This is a genomic window from Alsobacter soli (assembly GCF_003004785.1).
In the GTDB taxonomy this organism is placed as follows: domain Bacteria; phylum Pseudomonadota; class Alphaproteobacteria; order Rhizobiales; family Beijerinckiaceae; genus Alsobacter; species Alsobacter soli.
The window spans coordinates 30,412-53,848 of the sequence record NZ_PVZS01000010.1; the positions used below are offsets into that span (position 1 = coordinate 30,412).

20 protein-coding genes are annotated in these 23,437 nt (G+C 69.4%); 11 read left to right on the forward strand and 9 right to left on the reverse strand.

Going from position 1 to position 23,437, the window contains the following annotated elements; genetic code table 11:
- Positions 1 to 2,097: an ATP-binding protein gene (locus SLNSH_RS10690; RefSeq protein ID WP_106336889.1), complete on the forward strand. Its 2,097-nt coding sequence runs from the start codon at positions 1 to 3 to the stop codon at positions 2,095 to 2,097.
- A 749-nt stretch (positions 2,098 to 2,846) separates the two neighbouring features.
- On the forward strand, positions 2,847 to 3,815 hold the full coding sequence (gene olsB, locus SLNSH_RS10700) for a l-ornithine N(alpha)-acyltransferase (protein ID WP_106336893.1): 969 nt from the start codon (positions 2,847 to 2,849) through the stop codon (positions 3,813 to 3,815).
- 332 nt (positions 3,816 to 4,147) lie between these two features.
- Here the strand turns inward: olsB and SLNSH_RS10705 are convergent, their stop codons facing one another.
- Both SLNSH_RS10705 and SLNSH_RS10710 read right to left on the reverse strand, forming a co-directional pair.
- Positions 4,148 to 4,909, reverse strand: a complete 762-nt coding sequence (locus tag SLNSH_RS10705) for an SDR family NAD(P)-dependent oxidoreductase (RefSeq protein WP_106336895.1) — start codon at positions 4,907 to 4,909, stop codon at positions 4,148 to 4,150.
- Positions 4,910 to 5,023: 114 nt separating this feature from the next.
- Positions 5,024 to 5,671, reverse strand: coding sequence for a TetR family transcriptional regulator C-terminal domain-containing protein (locus tag SLNSH_RS10710; RefSeq protein ID WP_106336896.1), 648 nt, complete (start codon positions 5,669 to 5,671; stop codon positions 5,024 to 5,026).
- Positions 5,672 to 5,833: 162 nt separating this feature from the next.
- Here SLNSH_RS10710 and SLNSH_RS10715 point away from each other — a divergent pair, with 162 nt between their 5' ends.
- The 7 genes from SLNSH_RS10715 (at position 5,834) to SLNSH_RS10745 (ending at position 13,617) form a co-directional block, all read left to right on the forward strand.
- Complete coding sequence (locus SLNSH_RS10715; protein WP_106336898.1) at positions 5,834 to 7,093, forward strand: Zn-dependent hydrolase; 1,260 nt, start codon at positions 5,834 to 5,836, stop codon at positions 7,091 to 7,093.
- A gap of 71 nt (positions 7,094 to 7,164) precedes the next feature.
- Positions 7,165 to 8,592 (forward strand): dihydropyrimidinase, encoded by a 1,428-nt coding sequence (hydA, locus tag SLNSH_RS10720; RefSeq protein ID WP_106336900.1) that lies wholly within the window; start codon positions 7,165 to 7,167, stop codon positions 8,590 to 8,592.
- Positions 8,593 to 8,764: 172 nt separating this feature from the next.
- Entirely contained in the window at positions 8,765 to 9,586 is an 822-nt protein-coding gene (locus SLNSH_RS10725) for an ABC transporter ATP-binding protein (protein WP_106337128.1), read from the forward strand.
- Positions 9,587 to 9,846: 260 nt separating this feature from the next.
- Positions 9,847 to 10,788: an ABC transporter permease gene (locus SLNSH_RS10730; RefSeq protein ID WP_106337129.1), complete on the forward strand. Its 942-nt coding sequence runs from the start codon at positions 9,847 to 9,849 to the stop codon at positions 10,786 to 10,788.
- Positions 10,785 to 11,912 carry an ABC transporter permease gene (locus SLNSH_RS10735; RefSeq protein WP_106336901.1) on the forward strand — a complete coding sequence of 376 codons (1,128 nt, stop codon included), beginning with the start codon at positions 10,785 to 10,787 and terminating at the stop codon, positions 11,910 to 11,912. Before SLNSH_RS10730 ends, SLNSH_RS10735 begins: the two co-directional genes overlap by 4 nt.
- Before the next feature lie 28 nt (positions 11,913 to 11,940).
- The gene (locus tag SLNSH_RS10740; protein ID WP_106336903.1) at positions 11,941 to 12,936 is read left to right on the forward strand and encodes an ABC transporter substrate-binding protein; all 996 of its coding nucleotides are present in this window, start codon (positions 11,941 to 11,943) and stop codon (positions 12,934 to 12,936) included.
- A 225-nt stretch (positions 12,937 to 13,161) separates the two neighbouring features.
- Positions 13,162 to 13,617 (forward strand): DMT family transporter, encoded by a 456-nt coding sequence (locus tag SLNSH_RS10745; protein WP_245422241.1) that lies wholly within the window; start codon positions 13,162 to 13,164, stop codon positions 13,615 to 13,617.
- Here SLNSH_RS10745 and SLNSH_RS10750 read toward each other — a convergent pair whose 3' ends face one another.
- A complete protein-coding gene (locus SLNSH_RS10750) occupies positions 13,618 to 14,178 on the reverse strand; it encodes a CAP domain-containing protein (protein WP_146140244.1) in 561 nt (186 codons plus the stop codon).
- Between the two features lie 346 nt (positions 14,179 to 14,524).
- Here SLNSH_RS10750 and SLNSH_RS10755 point away from each other — a divergent pair, with 346 nt between their 5' ends.
- The gene (locus SLNSH_RS10755; RefSeq protein ID WP_106336907.1) at positions 14,525 to 15,541 is read left to right on the forward strand and encodes a 2Fe-2S iron-sulfur cluster-binding protein; all 1,017 of its coding nucleotides are present in this window, start codon (positions 14,525 to 14,527) and stop codon (positions 15,539 to 15,541) included.
- A gap of 34 nt (positions 15,542 to 15,575) precedes the next feature.
- Here the strand turns inward: SLNSH_RS10755 and SLNSH_RS10760 are convergent, their stop codons facing one another.
- The 6 genes from SLNSH_RS10760 to SLNSH_RS10785 form a co-directional block, all read right to left on the reverse strand.
- The gene (locus SLNSH_RS10760) at positions 15,576 to 17,636 is read right to left on the reverse strand and encodes a methyl-accepting chemotaxis protein (RefSeq protein WP_106336909.1); all 2,061 of its coding nucleotides are present in this window, start codon (positions 17,634 to 17,636) and stop codon (positions 15,576 to 15,578) included.
- Between the two features lie 7 nt (positions 17,637 to 17,643).
- Entirely contained in the window at positions 17,644 to 18,441 is a 798-nt protein-coding gene (locus SLNSH_RS10765) for a PstS family phosphate ABC transporter substrate-binding protein (RefSeq protein WP_106336911.1), read from the reverse strand.
- A gap of 92 nt (positions 18,442 to 18,533) precedes the next feature.
- Positions 18,534 to 18,719: a hypothetical protein gene (locus SLNSH_RS10770; RefSeq protein WP_106336912.1), complete on the reverse strand. Its 186-nt coding sequence runs from the start codon at positions 18,717 to 18,719 to the stop codon at positions 18,534 to 18,536.
- A gap of 99 nt (positions 18,720 to 18,818) precedes the next feature.
- Positions 18,819 to 19,517, reverse strand: coding sequence for a protein-methionine-sulfoxide reductase heme-binding subunit MsrQ (locus SLNSH_RS10775; protein ID WP_196240237.1), 699 nt, complete (start codon positions 19,515 to 19,517; stop codon positions 18,819 to 18,821).
- A complete protein-coding gene (gene msrP / locus SLNSH_RS10780; protein ID WP_106336914.1) occupies positions 19,517 to 20,470 on the reverse strand; it encodes a protein-methionine-sulfoxide reductase catalytic subunit MsrP in 954 nt (317 codons plus the stop codon). The genes SLNSH_RS10775 and msrP overlap by 1 nt, the downstream gene beginning before the upstream one ends.
- A 121-nt stretch (positions 20,471 to 20,591) precedes the next feature.
- A complete protein-coding gene (locus SLNSH_RS10785; RefSeq protein WP_106336916.1) occupies positions 20,592 to 21,518 on the reverse strand; it encodes a sugar kinase in 927 nt (308 codons plus the stop codon).
- Positions 21,519 to 21,731: 213 nt separating this feature from the next.
- Between SLNSH_RS10785 and SLNSH_RS10790 the strand changes: the two genes are divergently transcribed.
- Positions 21,732 to 23,336, forward strand: coding sequence for an ABC transporter substrate-binding protein (locus SLNSH_RS10790; protein ID WP_106336918.1), 1,605 nt, complete (start codon positions 21,732 to 21,734; stop codon positions 23,334 to 23,336).
- Positions 23,337 to 23,437: the final 101 nt, after the last annotated feature.

Below are 23,437 nucleotides of genomic sequence, written 5' to 3' on the forward strand. Positions count from 1 at the left end.
ATGGGCGCGTTCCAGTTCACCTTGGCCGGCTGGGCTCTCCTGGCCTTCGGGTCGCTTTCCGTCGCGGCGGTGGTCGCGGCGGCCTTTCTCCTGCGCGACTACTTCCGCATGGAGGCGCACGCCAAGGGGCTGGAGGCGCAAAACGAGAAGCTGCACGACGCCATCTGGGAGCTGCGCGAAAGCGAGGACCGCTACCGCAGCCTCATCGAGGGCCAGGACGACCTGATCGTCCGGCGCGACCAGGCGGGCCGGCTCACCTATGCCAACGAGGCCTTCGTGGCCCTTGCCAACCGCCCGCGCGAGCAGCTGATCGGGACCGACTTCCAGATCCCGGCGCTGGAGACCAGCGACGAGCGGCAGGCGCCCGACGGCGCCCGCAGCTTCGACCAGGCGATCGCGACGCCGCACGGCGAGCGCTGGATCTCCTGGCTGGAGACCCCGGTGCGCAGCGCGCGCGGCGACACGGAATTCCAGGCCGTGGGCCGCGACATCACGGCCCGCCGAGAGGCGGAGGCCGCCCTCGCGGCCGAGCGCGCCCGGGCCCAGGCCGCCAGCGAGGCCAAGTCCCGCTTCCTGGCCACCATGAGCCACGAGATCCGGACCCCGCTCAACGGGGTGCTCGGCATGGCCGAGCTGCTGCTCGGCACGCGCATCGATCCGGAGCAGCACACCTATGTGCGCGCGGTGAAGACCTCCGGCGAGGCCCTGCTGTCGATCATCGACGAGATCCTCGACTTCTCCAAGATCGAGGCCGGCAAGCTGGAGCTCTCGTCCGAGCCGTTCGACCTCGCCGCGCTGGTGGAGGGCGGGGTGGAGCTGCTGGCGCCCCGCGCCCAGGGCAAGGGCATCGAGATCGCGGGCTTCGTGGCTGCGGGCGCGCGCCGCATCGTGGTGGGAGACGCCGCGCGCCTGCGCCAGGTGCTCACCAACCTCGCCGGCAACGCGGTGAAGTTCACCGACCAGGGCGGGGTCGGCGTGCAGGTGGAGCGGGACGCCGAGGGCCGCATTGCGTTCAGCATCGCCGACACGGGGGTGGGCATCCCGGCCGACCGGCTGGCGCGCATCTTCGACGAATTCGAGCAGGTGGACGGCTCCGCCTCCAGCCGCCATGGCGGCACCGGCCTGGGGCTCGCCATCTCGCGGCGGCTCGTCGCGGGCATGGGCGGGGACCTCACGGTCGCCAGCGAGCCGGGCCGGGGCTCGACCTTTTCATTCGCGCTCCCGCTCCCGGACGCGCCGGACCAGCCTGCGCAGGAGCCGGAGGCGCGCTTCCGCGGAATGACGGCGCTCGTCGTCTGCCGGTCGCCCTTCGAAGGGCCCTTCATGCTGCGCCGGCTGCGCGAGCTCGGCATGCACGCGCATGGCGTCCCGAGCACGCAGAGCGCCGTGATGCGTCTCAACGAGGGCGGGACAGTGCCCGACCTCCTGATCATCGACGGCGCGCTCGGGGAAGAGGACGCCCGCATGGCGGCGGCGCTCGCCAAGCGGTGCGGGGTCACGCGGCGGCTGGTGCTGCTGTCGCCCTTCGAGCGGCGGTCGTTCGGTCCGCCGTCGGCCGCGGGGTTCGACGGCTATCTGGTCAAGCCCGTGCGGGCGCGAGGGCTCGTCTCCCGGCTCGAGCCGGAGCCGGCCGCGGCCCCCGTGGTCGCCACCATTGCGCCGGCCCAGGGGCCGTCCGCCGCCGTGGCGGTCACTGGCCGCCGGGTGCTGCTGGCCGAGGACAATGACATCAACGCCCTGCTGGCGACCAAGCTGATGCAGCGCATGGGCGCCGCCGTGGACTGGGCCAAGAACGGCCTGGAGGCCGTGGAGCGTTTCAAGGCCTCCCTGGAGCCGGGCGCGGCGCGCTACGACCTGGTGCTGATGGACGTGCGCATGCCGCAGCTCGACGGACATGAGGCCGCCAGGCGCATCCGCGACATGGAGGCGGCTGAGGGCCCGGGCCGCACCCGCATCGTGGCGCTCACGGCCAACGCCTTCGAGGAAGACCGCCGGCTTGCGCTGGCGGCCGGCATGGACGCGACCGTCGCCAAGCCGCTCGACCCCGCCGCGCTCAGCGCGGCGATCGGCCTGGAGGCGCTCGCCAAGTCGGCGTGAGCCTCTCGGGGTTCGGCGGCCTCATCGACCGTCATCCCCGGGGTCCTCCCGGGGATCCACGCGGCGGAAAAGCGTGGGTGGCCGGGACAAGCCCGGCCATGACGCGGAGCGGTCGTTGCGACCGCTGCAAGGCGGGCCAGGGTCCGCGGGCGCCCTGGATCGCTTCGTCACTGCGCTCATTGCGATGACGGCGTCGGTTCGGGTCAGAGCGCGATTGCAGCGGCCTCATCGGCCGCCATCCCCGGTCTCGTCACCGGGGATCCCCGTGGCGGAAAAGCGTGGGTGGCCGGGACAAGCCCGGCCATGACGCGGAGAGGTGGTGGCGAGCGCGCCAAGGCGGGCCAGGATCCGCGGGCGCCCTGGATCGCTTCGTCGCTGCGCTCCTCGCGATGACGGCGTCGGTTCGGGTCAGAGCGCGATTGCAGCGGCCTCATCCGCCGTCATCCCCGGGCTCGTCACGGGGGATCCCCGTGGCGGAAAAGCGTGGGTGGCCGGGACAAGCCCGGCCATGACGCGGAGAGGTCGTGGCGACCGCGGCAAGGCGGGCCAGGGTCCGCGGGCGCCCGGATCGCTTCGTCGCTGCGCTCCTCGCGATGACGGGACGGTCCGCCGTGCCGAGGCGAAGCCGTTACCGAAACGTCCGAATTGTCACATTCGCGTCAGCCGAATATGGTCCAGACGCTGCGGGCGGCGCGAATTGTCTGCGGGCCGGCGCTGGCGTCGCCACCGGCAAACAGGCCAAGGCGCCCATGTCGCAGCAATCGCCCACGGTCACCGCGACCGTCTCCGCCGTTTTCGCGTCCCGAGTCCTCGTGTCCCTTCAACGCCGCTCCGCCGGGCTCCTGGCCCGCGCCGCCTCGCTTCGCCCCGACCCTGCTCCGGAAGGCTTGCAGGGAACGCTCGGACGCATCGGCTCCCTGGAGGTGCGGCTCGCCCGCACCAAGAAGGAGGTCAAGAAGGCCCAGCGGCTGCGCTACCGGGTGTTCTACGAGGAGATGGCCGCCGCCCCCGACATGATGTCCCGGCTGAAGCGTCGCGACATCGACGCGTACGACCTGATCTGCGACCACCTGCTGGTGATTGACCACGAGGCGCCGGCGGCCTTGTTCGGCAAGCCCAACAAGGCGAAGCGCAAGCCCAAGGTGGTGGGCACCTACCGGCTGCTGCGGCAGGATGTGGCCGAGGCGCATGGAGGCTTCTACTCGGAGAGCGAGTTCGATATCGCGCCGCTGCTGCAACGCCATCCGGGCAAGCGCTTCCTGGAACTGGGCCGATCCTGCGTGCTCGCGCCCTACCGGGACAAGCGCACGGTGGAGCTGCTGTGGCACGGCGTCTGGACGTATGTGCGCCGGTACAAGATGGACGTGATGTTCGGCTGCGCCAGTCTGGAGGGCACGGACCCGGCCCGTCTGGCCCTGCCGCTGAGCTTCCTCCATCACCACGCGCCGGCGCCTGCGGAATGGCGGGCCCGGGCGGTGGAGAACCGGCGCACGCCGATGGACGTCCTGGGCAAGGGGGACATCAACCCCAAGGCGGCGCTGCAAAGCCTGCCGCCGCTCATCAAGGGCTACCTGCGGCTCGGCGCGAGCTTCGGCGACGGCGCCGTGGTGGATCGCCAGTTCGGCACCACGGACGTGCTCGTGGTGCTGCCGGTGAGCGCCATCAGCCCACGCTACATCGACCACTTCGGAGCCGAGGCGACACGCCACGCGGCGTGACGGACCGGGTTGCACCCAGTCTCCTGGATCCCCTTCCCCTCCGCGCCTTCGGGCGCTCCGGCCGGGAATGACGGCGGAGAGAGCGAGCCTGGGTGACGACGCGAGCGCCCGCCGCACCCTCGGCCGTCATCCCCGGCGGCGCGCAGCGCCGGGAAGGGGATCCAGGGCCGACGCTGGATCCTTCGCCGACCAATTTGATAGCCTGGCCTTGTAAACCAGGGTCCAGGACACTGCACCCAGTCCCCTGGATCCCCTTCCCCTCCGCCGCTCCGCGGCTCCGGCCGGGGATGACGGTGGAGGGGATTGGGCGCATTCGCCAGGCTTGTCGAGCGTCAGACCCAGCCGCCGTCGACGATGTAGTGCTGGTTGGTGCAGGCGCCGGCTTCGTCGGTGGCCATGAAGACCACGAAGCGGGCGATGTCGTCCGGCACGAGCTTGCGCTTCAGGCACTGACGCTCCATCAGCTCTTTCTCGCCCTCGGGGGTGAGCCAGAGGTCGATCTGGCGCTGGGTCATGATCCAGCCCGGCGCGACGGCGTTCACGCGGATGCCGTAGGGGCCGAAATCGCGCGCCAGCGAGCGGGTGAGGCCGAGCACGGCGGACTTGGCGGCGGTGTAGGCCGCCATGCCGCCCTGGCCGACCATCCAGGACACCGACCCCATGTTGATGATGGACCCGCCGCCGGCGGCCTTCATGTCGTCCAGCACGGCCTGGGCGGCGAAGAACTGGTGGCGCAGGTTCACGGCGATGCGGCCGTCCCAGTATTCGGGCGTGACGTCCTCCGTGCGGTGGCGCTCGTCATGGGCGGCGTTGTTGGCCAGGACCGCGACGGGCCCAAGGGCCGAGCGGATGTTGGCGACAGCCGCGCGCAGGGCGGCGACGTCCGTGAGGTCGCAGTGCTCGAAGCGCACCGTCGCGCCGTGCCCGGAAAGGTCGGCCACCAGGGCCTCGGAGGCCGGGCGGTTGATGTCCAGGAAGCCCACCTTGGCCTTCTGCCGCGCGAAGGCGCGCACGATGGCCTCGCCGATGCCGCTGCCGCCGCCCGTGACGACGACGACCTTGCCTTCCAGATCGGGGTAGATGGCTCCTGCCATGGCGTTCCTCTTCGCATGCGGGGGCGGTTTGTCCCGCCCGCCCGGACCATGGCACAGGGGGCGCCCGGCATCCACCGGGGCATGGCCTTGAGGGAACGACCCAGTCCGACCGTGTCAGGCCAGCACGCCCCGCAGGATCGTGCGGGCGACCTGCCGCGTGGCCTCCGCGAACTGCTCGTCGCTGAGCGGCCGGCCGCCGTTGAGCACCTCGATCTGCCGGGCGAAGTCGGCGTAGTGCTGGGTGGTGGCCCAGATCATGTAGAACAGCACCTTGGGGTCGACCGGGGCGAGCTTTCCCTCGGCGATCCAGCGGCGGACAATGGCGCCGCGGCGGGCGACCCAGTCGGCCAGCGTGGTCTCCAGATGGTCGGTGATGGCGGGGGCGCCGCGCATGATCTCGCTGGCGAAGATGCGCGAGCCGAGCGGCATGGCGCGCGACAGCTCCATCTTGGCGGCGATGTAGCGGGTGAGCGCGTCCTTCGGGTCGTCGCTGTCGTCGAGGGACGACGCGGCGGCTAGCCAGCGGTCGAGCACGCGGGCCATCACGGCGCGGTAGAGGTCGTCCTTGCTGGGGAAATAATAGTGCACGTTGGCCTTGGGCAGGCCGGCGCGTTCGGCGATCGCGCCCGTGGTCGCGCCCTTGAAACCGAGTTCGGCGAAGACCGCCTCAGCGGCCTCCAGAATCAGCCTCTCGTTTTCTTCGCGCCCGCCCCTGCGCGCCCCTGTGCGCGCTTTCTCCCGAGCCGCCTGAGCGGTCACCATCAGCCTCCGAAAAAGTCCCGCTTCTCGCGGCGGGCCATTGTTGACCAAACGGTCAGGGCCATAATAGCCTCGACTCGGCGGGCGCGGGAGACAAAAATCAGCGCCGTTCCCGCGGCTTCCGGCGAGGCTCGCAGCCCGCCGCGTGGGTAGGGGAATTCGGGGATGAGCGGGACGGCGGCCGAGCTCGGCAACGTGCGCATCGACGGCGCGCGCCTGTGGGACAGCCTGATGGAGATGGCGAAGATCGGCGCCACCCCCAAGGGCGGCTGCAAGCGCCTGACGCTGACGGATCTCGACAAGCAGGGCCGCGAGCTGTTCACCCGCTGGGCGGCGGAAGCCGGCTGCACCGTCTCGGTGGACCGCATGGGCAACATGTTCGCCCGCCGGCCGGGCGTCGACGACAGCCTGCCGCCGGTCGTGCTCGGCAGCCACCTCGACACGCAGCCCACGGGCGGCAAGTTCGACGGGGTGCTGGGCGTTCTCGGCGCCCTTGAGGTGGTGCGCACGCTCAAGGACCTCAACATCCGCACCAGGCATCCGGTCGAGATCGCCAACTGGACCAACGAGGAGGGCTCGCGCTATGCGCCCGCCATGGTGTCCTCCGGGGTGTTCGCCGGGGTCTACACGGAAGAGTTCGCCTATTCGCGCGTGGACTCCGAAGGCAAGACGCTGGGCGACGAGCTGAAACGCATCGGCTTCCAGGGCGATCGACCCGTGGGCGGGCGGCCGTTCCACGCCTTCTTCGAGCTGCATATCGAGCAGGGCCCGATCCTGGAGGACGAGAACGTCGACATCGGCGTGGTCACCCACGGGCAGGGCCAGCGCTGGTACGAGATCACGCTGACCGGGTTCGAGAGCCATGCCGGGTCCACGCCCATGCCGGCCCGCAAGGACGCGCTGCTGGGCGCGGCGCGCGTGGTGGAGCTGGTGAACCGGATCGGGCTCGCCAACGCCCCGAACGCGGTGGCGACGGTGGGCATGCTCAACCCCTACCCGAACTCGCGCAACGTCATCCCCGGGCAGGTCTGGATGACGGTGGACTTCCGGCACCCGGACGACGGCGTGCTCGCCGGCATGGACAAGGCGCTCCGGGAGGGCGTCGCGGAGATCTGCGCCGGGATCGGGCTCACGCAAGAGACGCAGCAGATCTTCTACTACCCGCCGGTCGCGTTCGAGGAGAGCTGCGTGGCCGCGGTCCGGGAAGCCGCGACGAAGCTCGGCTATTCGCACCGGAACATCGTCTCCGGCGCCGGGCACGACGCCTGCTACATCGCCCGGGTCGCGCCGACGGCCATGATCTTCACGCCCTGCGTGGACGGGATCAGCCACAACGAGACGGAGGACATCAAGCCCGAGTGGGCGACCGCCGGCGCGAACGTGCTGCTGCAGGCCGCCCTGGCCAAGGCGGAGATCGTCGCGTGACCCGCTAGGGCGCGCGGCTTCGGAAGCATCCCGGGGGCCGCGATCGACCGCGCCCCCGCCTGGAGGGGATCATGTCGACGCTCATCAAGAACGGAACCGTGGTCAACGCCGACCGCACCTGGAAGGCGGACGTGCTGATCGAGGGCGAGCACATCAAGGCGGTGGGCGAGGGCCTCTCGGGCGACACGACAGTGGACGCCGAAGGCTGCTTCGTGTTCCCCGGCGGCATCGACCCGCACACGCACCTCGCGATGCCGTTCATGGGCACGACCACGGCGGATGACTGGGAAAGCGGCACGCGCGCCGCGTTGTCGGGCGGCACCACCATGGTGGTGGACTTCTGCATCCCGGGACACGGCCAGCCGCTGATGGACGCCTGGGCGGAGTGGGACAAGAAGTCGGAGACGGCCTACGCCGACTACGCCTACCACATGTGCGTCACCTATTGGAACGACCAGGTCCGGGAGGACATGGGCAAGGTGGTCGGGAAGGGCGTCACCACCTTCAAGCACTTCATGGCCTACAAGGGCGCGCTGATGGTGAACGACGAGGAGATGTTCGCCTCGTTCCAGCGCTGCGCCGAGCTGGGCGCCATGCCGCTCGTCCACGCCGAGAACGGCGACCTCGTGGCGGCGCTCCAGCAGAAGTTCATGCGGGAGGGCGTCACCGGGCCGGAGGGCCACGCCTATTCGCGCCCGCCGAGCGTGGAGGGCGAGGCCGCCAACCGGGCCATCATGATCGCGGACGCGGCCGGTTGCCCGGTCTACATCGTCCATGTGTCCTCCATCGAGGCCCACGAGGCCGTGGCCCGCGCCCGGGCCAATGGGCAGCGCGTCTATGGCGAGCCGCTGATCCAGCACCTGACGCTGGACGAGAGCGAGTACTTCAACCCCGACTGGGACCACGCCGCCCGCCGCGTGATGTCGCCGCCGTTCCGCAACAAGAAGCACCAGGACGACCTGTGGAACGGCCTGCGCGCCGGCTCCCTGCAGGTGGTGGCCACCGACCACTGCGCCTTCACCACCGAGCAGAAGCGCTTCGGCATGGGCGATTTCACCAAGATCCCCAACGGCACGGGCGGGCTGGAGGATCGCCTCTCCGTGCTGTGGACCGCCGGCGTGGAGACGGGTCGCCTCACCATGAACGAGTTCGTGGCGGCGACCTCCACCAATATCGCCAAGATCCTCAACCTCTACCCGCGCAAGGGCGCGATCATGCCGGGGGCCGAAGCCGACGTGGTGGTGTGGGACCCCAAGGCGGGCAAGACGATCTCGGCCAAGACCCAGCAGTCGGCCATCGACTACAACGTGTTCGAGGGGACGAAGGTCAGCGCCACGCCGCGCTACACGTTCTCGCGCGGCGAATGCGTGTGGCAGGAGGGCAAGCTCACCGGCCAGCGCGGCCGCGGCCGCTTCGTGCCGCGCGCGCCCTTCCCGGCCGACGCGGTGGCGCTGCGCACCTTCAAGGCGATGACCGCCGACAAGGCCGTGGCGCGGTGAGCGCGACGCTTCCAGGCATCATTCTCGGCCGTCATCCCCGGCCGGAGCCGCGCAGCGGCGGAGGGGAAGGGGATCTAGGGGTGGCGCGCGTGGCCCCTGGACCCGCTTCCCGACCTGCTGCGCAGGTCGCCGGAGATGACGGAGAGCGGGCTGCATCACGATGAACAGCGCCATGGCGACGGACAGGGTCGAAGCAGCACGGCAGGCGCCCGCCACCACTCCGCCCGTGATCGCCGCGCGGGACCTGTCCCTGACCTACGAGGCGACGGACGGGCCCGTCCAGGCCCTGTCCGGCATCGACCTCGACATCCAGCGCGGGGAATTCGTTTCGCTGATCGGGCCGTCCGGCTGCGGCAAGACCACCCTCCTGCGCGTGATCGCCGACCTGGAGACGGCCAGCGCCGGGTCGATCACGGTGAACGGCGTCAGCCCGCAGGAGGCGCGGCTGAACCGGTCCTATGGCTACGTGTTCCAGGCCCCGGCGCTCTACCCGTGGCGGTCCATCGCCGGCAATGTGGGGCTGCCGCTGGAGATCATGGGCTATCCCAAGGCCGAGCGGCGCGAGCGGGTGGAGAAGAACCTCGCGCTGGTGAACCTGACGGGCTTCGAGCGCAAGTTTCCGTGGCAGCTCTCCGGCGGCATGCAGCAGCGTGCGTCGATCGCGCGCGCCCTGTCCTTCGACCCGGACCTGCTGCTCATGGACGAGCCTTTCGGGGCGCTGGACGAGATCGTCCGCGACAAGCTGAACGAGCAACTGCTGCGGCTCTGGGACCTGACGCGCAAGACCGTCGTGTTCGTCACGCACTCCATTCCGGAAGCCGTTTTCCTCTCGACCCGCATCGTGGTGATGTCGCCGCGTCCGGGGCGGATCCACGAGACCATTCCCTGCGACTTCCCGCGCGACCGGACGCTCGACATCCGCGAAACGCCCGAGTTCCTGGAGATCGCCAACCGCGTCCGGCACGGGCTGCGGGAGGGGCATTCCTATGAATGAGGCGAGCGCCCCCGCTCTCGGCGTGCTTGCAGTTCGCGTTCTCCCGGCCGTCATCCCCGGCCGGAGCCGCGCAGCGGCGGAGGGGAAAGGGATCCAGGGGCGGCACGCGCCGGGCTTTGCCGGTCCGCGTCATGAGCCTGGCGCCCAGTCTCCTGGATCCCCTTCCCGACCTGCTCAGCAGGTCGCCGGGGATGACGGAGAGCAAGAGGCCGCCATCCGACTTCCCCGATATCTTTTCCCGCGGGGAGAAGGGGGCCGCCATGGCTGACGCGGCGACCCTTCCCGCGATGCGCGCCCGGCGTGGCGGGGCGAGCCGCTTCTTCGCAGCGCTTTGGCGAGGCGCCGTCGGTCCCATCGTGGTGGTCTGCGCGGCGATCGTGGCGCTCTGGTATCTCGGCGCGGTTCTGATGAACGCCGACCTGCAGCGCTCGGCGTTCGAGAACGCCGGGCGGAAGAGCTGGACCACGGCCGAGCTCGTTGCCGGCACGCTGTCGCAGGAGCGTCCGAAGCTGCCCGCGCCGCATCAAGTGGCGCAGGAGCTGTGGAAGACGGTGGTGGACACCCCGGCGACGTCCAAGCGCAGCCTCGTCTACCATGGCGGCGTCACGCTTTCGGCGACGCTGCTCGGGTTCCTGTTCGGGGCCGGGCTCGGGGTCGGCCTCGCGGTGCTGATCGTGCACGTGAAGAGCCTCGAGCGCTCGCTCATGCCATGGATCATCTCGTCCCAGACGATCCCCATCATCGCGCTGGCCCCGATGATCGTGATCATCCTGAACCAGCTCGACATCACCGGCATCGTCCCTAAAGCGGCGATCGCGGCCTACCTGTCGTTCTTTCCCGTGACGGTCGGCATGGTGAAGGGCCTGCGCTCGCCGGACCCGCTGCAACTCGACCTCATGCGCACGTACTCGGCCTCACAGGCCCAGACCTTCTGGTCGCTGCGGCTGCCGGCCTGCGTGCCGTTCCTGTTCGCCAGCCTCAGGGTCGGGGTGGCGGCGGCGCTCGTCGGGACCGTGGTGGCGGAACTGACGCAGTCCGCCGACGGAGGCTTCGGGGCGCGGCTGCTGGCCGGGTCCTACTACGGCCAGACCATCCAGATCTGGGCGGCCATCTTCGCCGCCGCGGCCTGCGCGTGCGCCCTGATCGCCGCGGTCGCGCTGGCGGACCGGATCGTGGCGCGGCGCATGGGGTATGCGCGATGAAGCGGCTGGACTGGCTCGCCATCCTCACCGCCCTCGCCTGCGCGCTGGCGCTGGCGGGGCCGCTCGCGACCGTCGGCGATGCGCCCGGCTGGGGCCGCCCCTACCTGGCGGCGTTGTTCGCCTCCGCCGCGCTGTGCGCCGCCGGCGCCGGCGACTCGGCGCGATGGCGCCTGGGCTCGACCATGCTGGCCCTCATGGCGGCGGCCGGCGGGGCCGCGCTCGTGGCCCTGCTGGGCGCCGGCCTGCAGGGCGCCGCCGCATGGGGCTACGCCGCCGCGCTCGCGGCGGTGTGGCTGGCCGCCTGGCACACGGTGTCCTGGCTGACATCCCTGCGGCTGAAGCCAGGCTGGCCGGCCAGGCTGGCCAACCTCGCCGCGCCGCTGATCTTCGGGCTCACGCTGCTGTTCCTGTGGGAATGCGGGGTCCGGGGCTTCGGCTCCTCCATGATGAAGGCGATCCTGCCGGCGCCCTCGGCCATCGCGGCGCGTTTCGCATCGTCGCTGCCCACGCTGGGGGCGGATTTCGTGCAGACCTTCAAGGGCGTGGCGGCGGGCTACCTGATCGGTTGCGGAGCCGGGATCCTGTGCGCGATCCTGATCGACCGCGTGCCCTTCCTGCAACGTGGCCTGCTGCCGCTGGGCAACCTCGTTTCGGCGCTGCCCATCGTGGGCGTCGCGCCCATCATGGTGATGTGGTTCGGCTTCGACTGGCAGTCCAAGGCCGCGATCGTTGTGATCATGACCTTCTTTCCGCAACTCGTGAACACGGTGGCGGGCCTCGCCTCCGCGGGCGCGATGGAGCGGGACCTGATGAAGACCTATGCGGCGAGCTACGGCCAGACGCTCATGAACCTGCGCCTGCCGGCGGCCCTGCCCTTCATCTTCAACGGGCTGAAGATCAACTCCACCCTGGCCCTGATCGGGGCCATCGTGGCCGAGTTCTTCGGCACGCCCATCGTGGGCATGGGCTTCCGCATCAACACCGAGGTGGGGCGCATGAACATCGACATGGTGTGGGCCACCATCGTGGTCGCGGCGCTGGCCGGATCGCTCTTCTACGGATTGCTGGCGCTCCTCGAGCGCCGGGCCACCTTCTGGCACGCGAGCTACCGCCAGCGCGCCTGAGTTCACCGTCGTTGTGGAGGGAAACACGATGAAGAGGATGTTGCTCGCGGGCCTGGCGCTCGGCGCGCTCGCCGCCGCCACCGCCGCGCAGGCCGCCGACAAGGTGACCCTGCAGCTGAAGTGGGTCACGCAGGCTCAGTTCGGCGGCTACTACGTCGCCAAGGACAAGGGCTTCTACAAGGAGGCCGGCCTCGACGTGACCATCAAGCCGGGCGGCCCGGACATCGCGCCCCCGCAGGTGATCGCCGGCGGCGGCGCCGACGTGATCGTGGACTGGATGCCCTCGGCGCTGGCCTCGCGCGAGAAGGGCGTGCCGCTGGTCAACATCGCGCAGCCGTTCAAGAAGTCCGGCATGATGCTGACCTGCCGGGCCGAGACGGGCATCAAGAAGCCCGAGGACCTGAAGGGCCGCACGCTCGGCGTCTGGTTCTACGGCAACGAATACCCATTCCTGTCCTGGATGGCGAAGCTGAAGATCCCGACCGACGGCTCCGCCCAGGGCGTGAAGGTGTTGAAGCAGGGCTTCAACGTCGACCCGCTCCTGCAGAAGCAGGCCGACTGCATCTCGACCATGACGTACAACGAGTACTGGCAGGTCATCGACGCTGGCATCAAGCCGGAGAACCTCGTCGTTTTCAAATACGAGGACCAGGGCGTCGCCACCACGGAGGACGGCCTCTATGTGCTGGAGGACAAGCTCAAGGACCCCGCCTTCGTGGACAAGATGGCCCGCTTCGTGAAGGCCTCCATGAAGGGCTGGGAATGGGCGCGCGAGCACCCGAAGGACGCGGCGCAGATCGTGCTCGACAACGACGCCACGGGCGCCCAGACCGAGAAGCACCAGACCCGCATGATGGAGGAGATCAACAAGCTCACTGTCGGGTCTGACGGCTCGCTGGACGAAGCCGACTACAAGCGCACGGTGGCGACGCTGCTTTCCGGCGGCTCGGACCCGGTGATCTCCAAGGAGCCCCAGGGCGCCTTCAGCCACGTCGTGACGGACAAGGCGAAGACGCTGAAGTAAGACCAAGCCGAAGCAGTCGCCGTCATCCCCGGCCGGAGCCGCGCAGCGGCGGAGGGGAAGGGGATCCAGGGGCGTGGAGCCGCAAGGCTGGTAAACCGGGCAAACGCGGTGTGCGCTGCCCTGGATCCCCTTCCCGGCCTGCTCCGCAGGCCGCCGGGGATGACGGCCGCGAATCTCCAATACCGCCCTCCCCCGCCGGGGAGGGCTTCGCTTTGAAAGGCCCGCATGTCCCCCCTCAGCTTTATGCTCCCCCTCGCGGCCCTGCTGGCGGCCACCGCCCTTCCCCTCCAGGCGGCGATCAATGCGCAGCTGGCGCGAGGCGTGGGCAGCCCCATTCTGGCGGCGGCCATCTCGTTCGCGGCGGGCTCGGTGGTGCTGGCCCTGGTGGCCGCCGTTTTCGTGCGAGGGCTTCCGTCGGTCGGCGAGATGATGAAGACGCCGCTGTGGCTGTTCGTCACCGGCGGCGCCCTGGGGACGCTCTACGTCACCGGCAACGTGATCCTCGCCCCCAAGCTCGGGGCGGCCACCCTGTTCTCGTTCGCCATCGCGGGCCAGCTGCTGGCGGCGCTGGTCCTGGACAAGTTCGGGCTGCTCGGACTCGCGGTGCGCGAACTGTCGCTCGGGCGCGTGGCGGGGGCCGTGCTCGTGCTGGTGGGCGCCCTCATGGTGCGCCTGCTCTGATCAGGGGCGGTTGTGGCCCCACCAGAAGGTTGTCGGCATGACGGCCGCGCCGGGCGGAGGCTGGTTCGGCCGCGGCTCCGGCCCGGCCAGGATCAGCGCCCAGTACTGCACCGGGCCGCGAGGACCGGGGCCGGTCGCCCGGGCGAAGCCGATGCGGGTTGCGGCGCTCATCAGCAGGTTCTTGCGGTGGCCGGAGGACTTCTTCCAGTCCTCCAGGGCCTCGGTGGGCGAATGCTGGCCCATGGCGACGTTCTCGGACGCCGCATAGGCGCGGATGCCCGCAAGCTTCAGCCGGCTGGGGAAGCTGCCCGCGATCTCGTGCGACATCTGGCCCGCGGCCGCCATGCCGCCCGCCTGATGGGCGGCGGCCTTGTCCAGGGCCGGGTCGGCGGTGACGGCCCCGAGCCCCTCGCCCTTGCGGAAGGCCGAGATGGCCGCCGCCATGGCGGCGGCTTCGGAGCGGGGCGCGGCCGCCTTCTTGGCGGCGGCCGCGGAATGGGCAGGGTTGAGCGCGAGAACGGCGAGGCCGGCGCAGGCGGCCAGGAGGGTCGTGCGGATCATGCGGTCGTCCGGGGCTTTGTCGCTGGGCTTGTGCCGGGCAACCTCGGCCAAATGAAGACACGGCTCGGGACAGGCGGCATTTTGAGGTCGCTTTTCGCCGGAGGCAACCTCCGTTAGGAATGCTGCAATCCCGAGTCGTCAATTTGACGGTTCGCAACTTCGAATTCGTACTTCAAAACGTCTGCGCTCTTCTCCTCTTCGTTAACCTTGTCCATCGACGAGCAAGCGGCGGGGCTCGTCATGGTAAAGAAAATCTTGTACTGATTCCTGCAAAGCTAATCTTCAGGGTCGCGCGCGCGGCCCAAATCAGAAGAGGCGCCGGGGCGGCGCTCCCAGGGGGCTTGCGATGTCGAGCGCTGAGATCACCATCAACGGCAAGGCCGTGCGGACGGAGATCGGGACGACGATCCTGGACGCGGCGCTCGCGGCCCGCATCGCCCTCCCACATGACTGCTGCACCGGGCAGTGCGATTCCTGCCGCGTGACCGTGGGCGCGGGCGTGGACGACCAGGGCACGCGTGACGGAGACACGGTGCTGGGCTGCCAGGCCACCGTGACCGGCAAGGCCGTCATCACGTTCGAGGAGGTCCCGGCGGTCGGGACCCGCATCGCGACGGTGGAGTCCATCCGGCCCCTGTCGCCCGACATCAGCGAGATGGTCGTGCGGATGAACAGTCCGCTGCGCTACCTGCCCGGCCAATATGTGAAGCTCGGCTTCAAGGGCCTGCCCGAGCGCGACTACAGCCCGACCTTCGGCCTCGCCGGCGAGGCTGACGAGACGCTGCTTTATTTCCACATCCGGCGCTACCCGCAGGGCCGGTTCTCGTCCGCGGTGGGACAGGCCATCCGCGAGGGCGCCCGGCTGAAGGTCCGCGGGCCCTTCGGGCACGCCTGGCTGCGCCAGGGGACCGGTCCGCTGGTGCTGGTGTCCAGCGGCACGGGCTTCGCGCCGATCTGGTCCATCGCGGTCGCGGCCCGGCTGGGCCAGCCCGACCGGCCGATCACCGTGATCGCCGGCGCGCGCAACCCGTCGGACCTCTACATGCGCCAGGCCTTCGCGTGGCTGTCGGCCCGCGGGGTGCGCGACCTTACGCTCACCACCAGCGGCGGCCCGGCCTTCGCCGATATGCGCAAGGGCCGGCCGACGGACGCGCTGCCGACGCTGACGCGGGAGCACACCGTGTATGTGGCGGGCGCGCCCGCCATGACGGCGGCCGTGAAGCACATCGCGGAGGCCGCCGGAGCGCAGTGCTACGCGGATCCGTTCGTCATGAACGAGGACCCCCTGTCGCTGCGCACCCGCATCGGCCGGTTCTTCCAGATGTCGGGCTTCGGCGCCAAGAGCGTCGCGCCGGCCGCGTAGGCGGGCCACGCCGAGGGGTCCTCCGGCGCCGCGCTCAGGCGGCGGCGACCTCGGCCAGGAAGGATTTCACGGCGGCGTCCAGGCGCCGGGCCTCGTCGGCCATGCGGGCCGCCATGGCGACGACGTCGACCGTGGCGATGCGCGCGCTTTCGACGGTGCCGCCCAGGTTTTCGACGCTGACGCACAGCGCGCCCGCGCCCTCGAAGGCGGAGGAGACGCTGTCGGCGATCTGCTCGGTCGCCTCCGACTGGTTCTGCACCACCTGGCGGATCACTGTGGTCTCGGTCAGCACGTCCGAGAAGGACTGGGCGATCGTGTCGATCGAGCGGACCGCGTCGTTCGTGGCTTCCTGGATGGCGGCGACCTTGCCGGCGATGACGTCGGTGGCCTTGCCGGTCTCGCCGGCGAGGGCCTTCACCTCGTTGGCCACCACGGCGAAGCCGCGGCCCGCCTCGCCGGCGCGCGCCGCCTCGATGGTTGCGTTGAGGGCGAGCAGGTTCGTCTGGGCGGCGATGCCCTCGATCATGCGCACGACGGCGCCGATCTGGTTGGCCGCCTCCAGGAGGCCGCCGACCTTGCGGGTGGCCGCCATGGCGGTGTCGTTGCCCCGCACGATGACGTCCGCGGTGGCGCTCACCTTGTCGGAAACGCTGCGGATGGCCTCGCTCAGCTGGCCCGTGGCCGAGTCCACCACCATCACGGAGGAGGTGGTCTGCTTGGAGGCGCGGACGGTGGAGCCCGCCTCGTCCTTGGCGTGGCGCGAGATCTCGTCCAGGCCCTGGGCGCTCTCGTTCATGGCGTCCACGCATTCCTGGACGCTCTTCAGGACCGACTGCATCGCGTTGTCGAAGCGGTGGATCGCGGCGTCCAGGGCCGCGCTGCGGCGGCGGACCTCCTCGGCGCCCGCCACGTCGGAGCGCAGCTTGTCGCGTTCCTCCATGGAGCGCTGCAGCAGCAGCACCGCCCGGGCGATCGCGCCGATCTCGTCGCGGCGCTCGACGCCGCTCACCTTGGCGCGCCAGTCCCCCTGGGCGACCGCCGTGACCGCCTGGGTGATGCGGCCGATGGCCTGACTCATGCGCTGGGAGACGAACAGCGCCAGGCCGCCGACCAGGGACAACGCCAGGGCGCCGGCGATGATCAGCCACTCCATCACGTCGCGGGCGTGGGCCTCGCCAATGCGCACGGTTTCGTCGCGCAAGGCGTAGACCTCCTTGCGGGGCACCAGGGCGCAGACGCGCATATCTTCGACCAGATCGACGCAGTTGGCGACGAAGCGATGGTTTTCCGATTCAAGCAGCGCCGCCGCCCCCGGGAGTCGGCGAAGGCGGAGGCCGTCGGCCGGCAAGCCGGAGGTGGGCAAGCCCGAGGCCGACACCACCTCGCCCCCGACCTGGACGATCACCCCCGATCCGGTGATGGTGGCGAAATCCTGGAGGACCTTCTCCTCCGGGCGCAGCTGGCGCAGGCCCACCAGCACGGCCGCAAGGTCGCCGAAGTCGTCGAAGACCGGCTCCGCGAACACCATGGCGAGCAGCGGCCGCGGCCCGAGGTCCAGCTGGGACGCGGTGGTGGAATCGATCCAGACGAAAGCCTTGTGCTCGCGAGGAGAAGCCCGGTCGTTGCCGTCCAGCAGCGGCAGGACCGCCTTCATGAAGGGGCTGCGGCGAAGGGCTTCGTCCATTTGAAGGAGGTCGGCCCGCTTGGACGAGGAGCCGACGACCCTCGACTTGGGGTCGAGCACGACGATGAGGTCGAGGTTGGCGGCGCGGACGGCCGCGTCCAGCGGTTCGCTCATCGCGACCACATTGCGGGACTGGATCCCGCGCACGATATCGGCGCGCTGAGCCACCACGCCCAGCCGCCGGGCCACGTCGTTCTGCAGCGTGTCGATGCGGGCGCGGGCGAGGCCGGCCTGGCTGCCCAGTTGCTCCGTCATCTTGGCGACGGAGAGCCGCTCGAGCTCGCGCGATTGGTCCTGCAGCCCGCTTTCGACGCGCATGACCGTTCCGCCCACGATCGCGACCAGCGCGACGCTGGTCGCCGCCAGGGTGACGGTGATCAGTCGCGCGCTGAGGGAGCGGAAAACGGCCATGGACGGTTCACTGGGCGATCGGCACGCCGCCGAGCCCGCTGATGATGGCGCTGGCCTTGTCGCCGCCCGTGTAGGCGATGAAGGCCTTGGCGTCGGCCGTCACGGTGCTGGCCTTGTGGATGAGACCCATCACGACCGCGCTGGGGTAGCCAGGATCGGTCGGCGCCTTGCCGTCGATCTTGACGACCGCCACCGTGTCCTTGAGCGCGGAGGAGTAGGGGCCGAAGCCGACGGAGCCCTCGACGGCGCGGACCGTCTCGACGGCTTCCTGGGTGGTCAGGGCCGTCTTGGACTTGCCGGTGAGCACGAGATCCTTCCAGCCAGGCATGGAAGCCCGCAGCACGGCGAGCGTGCTGTCGCCGTCCTCGCGACGCACAACCTTGATGCGCAGGTCGGCGCCGCCGACGTCTTTCCAGTTGGTGACCTCGCCCGAATAGATGTCCGCGATCTGCTTGCTGGTGAGCTCGGAGACCTTGGCGTCCGCATGGACGAAGAAAGCCGAGGGGATGCGCACCACGGGGGTGAACACGAGGCCCTGCGCCTTCTCGGTGTCGGAAAGCGGACGGGCGATGCGGCCGATCACCTCGCGGTCGCCCGCGACGGCGACGACCGCGCCACCCGAACCGATGCTCGGGGGCACGGCGACAGGGATCTCGGGGTTGTCCGCCGTGAAGGCGGCTCCGACGGCCCGCAACATTTCGATTCCGTCGCCGGTGCCAGGCACATTCAGGGGACCGGCGGCCGATGCGTTCGAGAATCCGAGCGCAGCGCCGAGGGCGACCAGCGGAAACAGGGGGGTTTTCATAGGGTCTGCCTCAACAAAAGCTTGAGACAGATCTAGCCCTGCCGCTCATTAATATTCGGCAAAAGCAGGCGGCAGACGCCCGCGATCGCAACCTATGGTTGTGAATTCGTGTGTGGGGGGATGATCGGCTCAGACACGACCCAATAGGACGCCGCCTCGACCGCGACGAAGCCCAGCAGGGCTCCGACCAGGAGCCCGGCCAGAGTCACGCCTGCGACGAGCGCCGTGGGCCTGAGATGGCGGGGCCGAGGGGAGGACGGCAGGATGGCGGCGGACATGGGGGGCGCTCCAGGCGACCTTGAATGCGGACAACGCCACATTGCCCCCGGGAGGCCGGTTTTCGAGGTGCCGGAACGCACACCGGGCGCAGCGGGGCTTCAGGAGCGGGCTTCGCCGAACCGCGCCGCCTGCGCCTTCTGGCGCCGGCCCCTGGCCCACAGTCGCCACCCGAGCAGGGCGGCCAGCATCGCCGCATAGGCGACCGGCCACGTGATATCCCGTTTGACCAACCACCAATAGTGGAGCACGCCCAGAGCGGCGATCGCGTAGACGAGACGGTGGAGCCTGGCCCAGGCTGGCCCGCCGAGCCGACGGACCCAGCCCTTGGTCGAGGTGACAGCCAGCGGGGTCATCAACAGGAGCGCCGAGAAGCCGACGGTGACGAAGGGCCGCTTCCAGATGTCCTTCCCGATGGCCGCCGGGTCGAACAGCATGTCGAAGCCCACATAGGCCAGCAAATGCACGACGCCGTAGAAGAAGGCGAACAGCCCCAGCATGCGACGGAACTTGATCGGCCAGTTCCAGCCGCTGAGGCGCCGCAGGGGCGTGACCGCCAGGGTGATGAGCAGAAACTGGAGACACCAGTCGCCGGTGACGTGCTCGATCGTCTCCGCCGGGTTGGCGCCGAGGAGGTCAGGATTCCAGAAGACCCCGTAGACCAGGCGCGCCAGCGGAGCGAGACCGGCTGCGAGAACCAGGGGCTTGGCCCAGCGGGTCCAGCCCGGAGGGGGCGCGCCTCGGCGCGGCGCGCCAGGCTTTCGCACGCGGGCCGGGGCCGGCAAATCAGCGAGCGCCATCAGAAGTTCTTCTTCAGGTCCATGCCGGCGTAGAGCGAGGCGACCTGGTCGGCATAGCCGTTGAAGAGCTCCGTCTGGCGGCTGGCGAACAGCGAGGGCAGCAGGCGCTCGCGCTTCTGGCTCCAACGCGGATGATCCACGTTCGGATTCACGTTGGAATAAAAGCCGTACTCGTTGGCGGCCGCCTTGTTCCAGGCCGTGCTGGGCTCATTCTCGACGAACTCGATCTTGACGATCGATTTCACGCTCTTGAAGCCGTACTTCCACGGCACGACCAGGCGCACGGGCGCGCCGTTCTGGTTCGGCAGGGTTTCGCCGTAGACGCCCAGCGTGAGCAGCGTCAGAGGGTGCATGGCTTCATCGATGCGCAGGCCCTCGGTGTAGGGCCAGTCCAGAACCGGGATGCGCAGGCCCGGCATGGTCTCCGGCTGCATGGCGGTGGTGAACTTCACGTATTTCGCCTTGCTGGTCGGACCGGCGAGGCGGGCGAGCTGGTTGAACTCGAAGCCAACCCAGGGCACCACCATCGACCAGGCCTCGACACAGCGGAAGCGATAGAGCCGCTCCTGCAGCGGCATCTTCAGCAGGGCCTCGATGTCGATGGTCTGCGGCTTCTCCACCTCGCCGGCGATCTCGATCGTCCACGGGCGGGTCTTCATGGCGTCCGCGGAAGCGGCCGGATCGTATTTGCCGGTGCCGAATTCGTAAAAATTGTTGTAGCCGGTGACGATCTTCTTGGCGGTGGGCTCCGCGTCGACGCTAAAAGCGGCGTTGCGGGGGGCGTTCAGAGAGGCGGGGGTGGACGCGGCGGCAGGCGCAGCGGCGCTCGCAGCGCCTCCCCCCAGGGCGAGCGCCCCCAGACCTGCGGCGCCCTGAAGCAGGCGGCGACGATCGAGGAACACCTCGCGCGGCGTGATCTCCGAAGGAGGGATGGACGGGGGACGGAAGGACATCGTGAGTCTCCGGGCAGGCCAGGCGATTGTTGGCCCAGCCTCATGCGCAGATCGCGCAGGATCGCCCCAAATCAAGCGCCCTGCGGCGATCACGGCAACTCACGATCCCGCGTGAGCGGGTTCAGCACGCGGCGAGAAACGCCTCCACGTCCGCCCGGCGCGGAAGCGGCGCGACGGCGCCGTAGCCCAGCGTCGACAAAGCGGCGGCCGCGTTGGCGTAGTCCGCGGACGCGAAGGGATCGCCGGACCGCAGCCATTGGGCCAGAAATGCTCCGTCGAAGGCGTCGCCAGCCCCCGTGGCGTCCACGGCCGCGACCTTGTGGGCCGGAATGACACGGGTCTCGCCCGGGGTCGCCACCATGGCGCCGTCCACGCCCATGGTGAGCGCCACGATCCTGCAGCCGAGGGACAGGTAGAAGCGGCAGATCTCCTCCGGTGAGTGCAGCCCGGTGAGCTGCCGCGCGTCGTCCAGGCCCGGGCGCGCGATGTCGCTCATGGCGACGGCCGCATGCACGATGGCGCGAGCGCGCTCCAGCGGCCACAATCGCAGGCGCAGGTTGGTGTCGTAGCAAACCGCCGTGCCCGCCTCGCGGGCCACCTTGAGCGCGTGAAAGACCGCGTCGCAGGCTGAATCCGAGATAGCCTGGCTGATGGCCGAGACATGGAGAACGCGGGCGGCCGCCACCTGGGCGGCCGGCACTTCGCCGGGGCTCACGAGGCTCGCCGCCGAGCCAGCGCGCAGATAGCTGAAATGGTGCCCCTCGCCATCGTGGCTGATGAAGTAGATGCCGGTGTGAGCTCCCGGACGTCGGATGACCGTAGAGGCGTCGACGCCTTCGCGTTCCCAGAGCCCCAGGATCTGCCGACCGAACGGGTCGTCGCCGAGCGCCGTGAAATAGGCGGCCTTGGCGCCGTTGCGGGCCGCCGAGACGGCGGCGTTGGATGTGTCGCCGCCGTAGCCGGGCAGGAACAGCGTCTCGCCCCCGCGCTCAACCTGGCTGAACTCCAGCATGGGCTCGCCCATCGCCAGAACGTCGAGGCTCTTCATTTCCGGTCCGCTAAATCGTTTGAAACAACCTCCATATTGCCCCCATTGGTTGATCGGCGCAACAAGAGGCATGGTCTTGCCTTGGCTGCGAAATCTGCCAAATGTGGCCGGGGGATGGCGTTGCGCGCGAGCCGGAAACGCGCTTTGCTAAGCGCCACGCTGTCGCTGACGGCCGGGGTCCTTGACCCCGATAAAACACATGAGGGGAAGTTGATGTCACGCCACGCATCCGCCAAAGGCCTGATCGGCCTGGGGATCGCCGCCCTGTTGATGGGCTCGACGGCCGTTTCGGCCAAGACGCTCGTCTATTGCTCGGAAGGCAGCCCCGAGAACTTCACCCCGGCCCTCAACACCACCGGCACCAGCTTCGACGCGGCGCGGCCCGTGTTCAACCAACTGGTGGAGTTCGAGCGCGGCACCACCAACGTGGTCCCGGGCCTGGCCGAGAAGTGGGAGATCTCCGACGACGGCAAGGTCATCACCTTCCACCTCCGCAAGGGCGTGAAGTTCCATTCCACCAAGGACTTCAAGCCGACCCGCGACTTCAATGCGGACGACGTGCTGTTCTCGTTCAACCGGCAGTGGAAGGAGGACCATCCGTTCCACAAGGTGTCCGGCGGGAAGTACGACTACTTCAACGACATGGACATGCCGAAGCTGCTCAAGAGCATCGAGAAGAAGGACGACTATACGGTCGTCATGACGCTCAATGAGCCGAGCGCGCCCATGATGGCCAACCTGGCCATGGACTTCGCCTCGATCCACTCGGCCGAGTACGGCGACTTCCTGCTGAAGCAGGGCAAGCCCGAGCTCATGGACCAGATCCCGGTCGGCACCGGTCCGTTCACCTTCGTGAACTACCAGAAGGACGCGGTGATCCGCTTCAAGGCCAACAAGGACTACTTCGGCAAGGAGAAGGCGCTGGTCGACGACCTCGTGTTCGCCATCACGCCGGACCCGACGGCCCGCCTGGCGAAGCTGCGCAAGGGCGAGTGCCACCATATGGGCTACCCGCGCCCGGCCGACCTGCAGGAGATCAAGAAGGACGCGTCGCTGCAGCTGATGCAGCAGCCGGGCCTCAACATCGCCTACTGGTCGTTCAACACGCAGAAGCCGCCCTTCGACAAGAAGGAAGTGCGCCAGGCCATGAACATGGCCGTCGACAAGGCGGCGATCATCCGCGACGTCTACCTGGGCTCGGGCCAGCCGGCCAAGAACCTGATCCCGCCGACGATCTGGTCCTACAACGACAACGTGAAGGACTATCCGTTCGACCAGGCCAAGGCCAAGGAGCTGCTCGACAAGGCCGGCGTGAAGACGCCGCTCGACATCGACCTCTGGTACATGCCGGTGCAGCGCCCCTACAACCCGAACGGCAAGCGCATCGCCGAGATGATGCAGGCGGACCTCGCCAAGATCGGCATCAACGCCAAGCTCGTGACCTACGAGTGGGGCGAGTACCGCAAGCGCATGCAGCAGGGCGAGCACATCACCGGCCAGCTCGGCTGGACCGGCGACAACGGCGACCCGGACAACTTCTTCTTCCTGCGCGGCTGCGCGGCGGCCCGCCCGGGCGGCCAGAACCTGTCCAAGTGGTGCAACAAGGAGTTCGACGACCGCCTGAAGAAGGCGGCCGCCTCGGCCGACCAGAAGGAGCGCACCAAGCTGTACGAGGAGATGCAGGTCATCCAGAAGGAAGACGCTCCGGACATGACCATCGCGCACTCCATCGTGTTCGAGCCGATGCGCAAGGAAGTGGTCGGCTACAAGATGAGCCCCTTCAACCGCCACGAGTTCTATGGGGTCGACCTGAAGTGACGGACCTGGAGGGCTCGCCCCCTCCGGCGTGAACGACGCAGGACCGGCGGATGCGCGCAAGCGCTCCGCCGGTCCGGTCCTTGAGGCATGGGCTTCCGGAC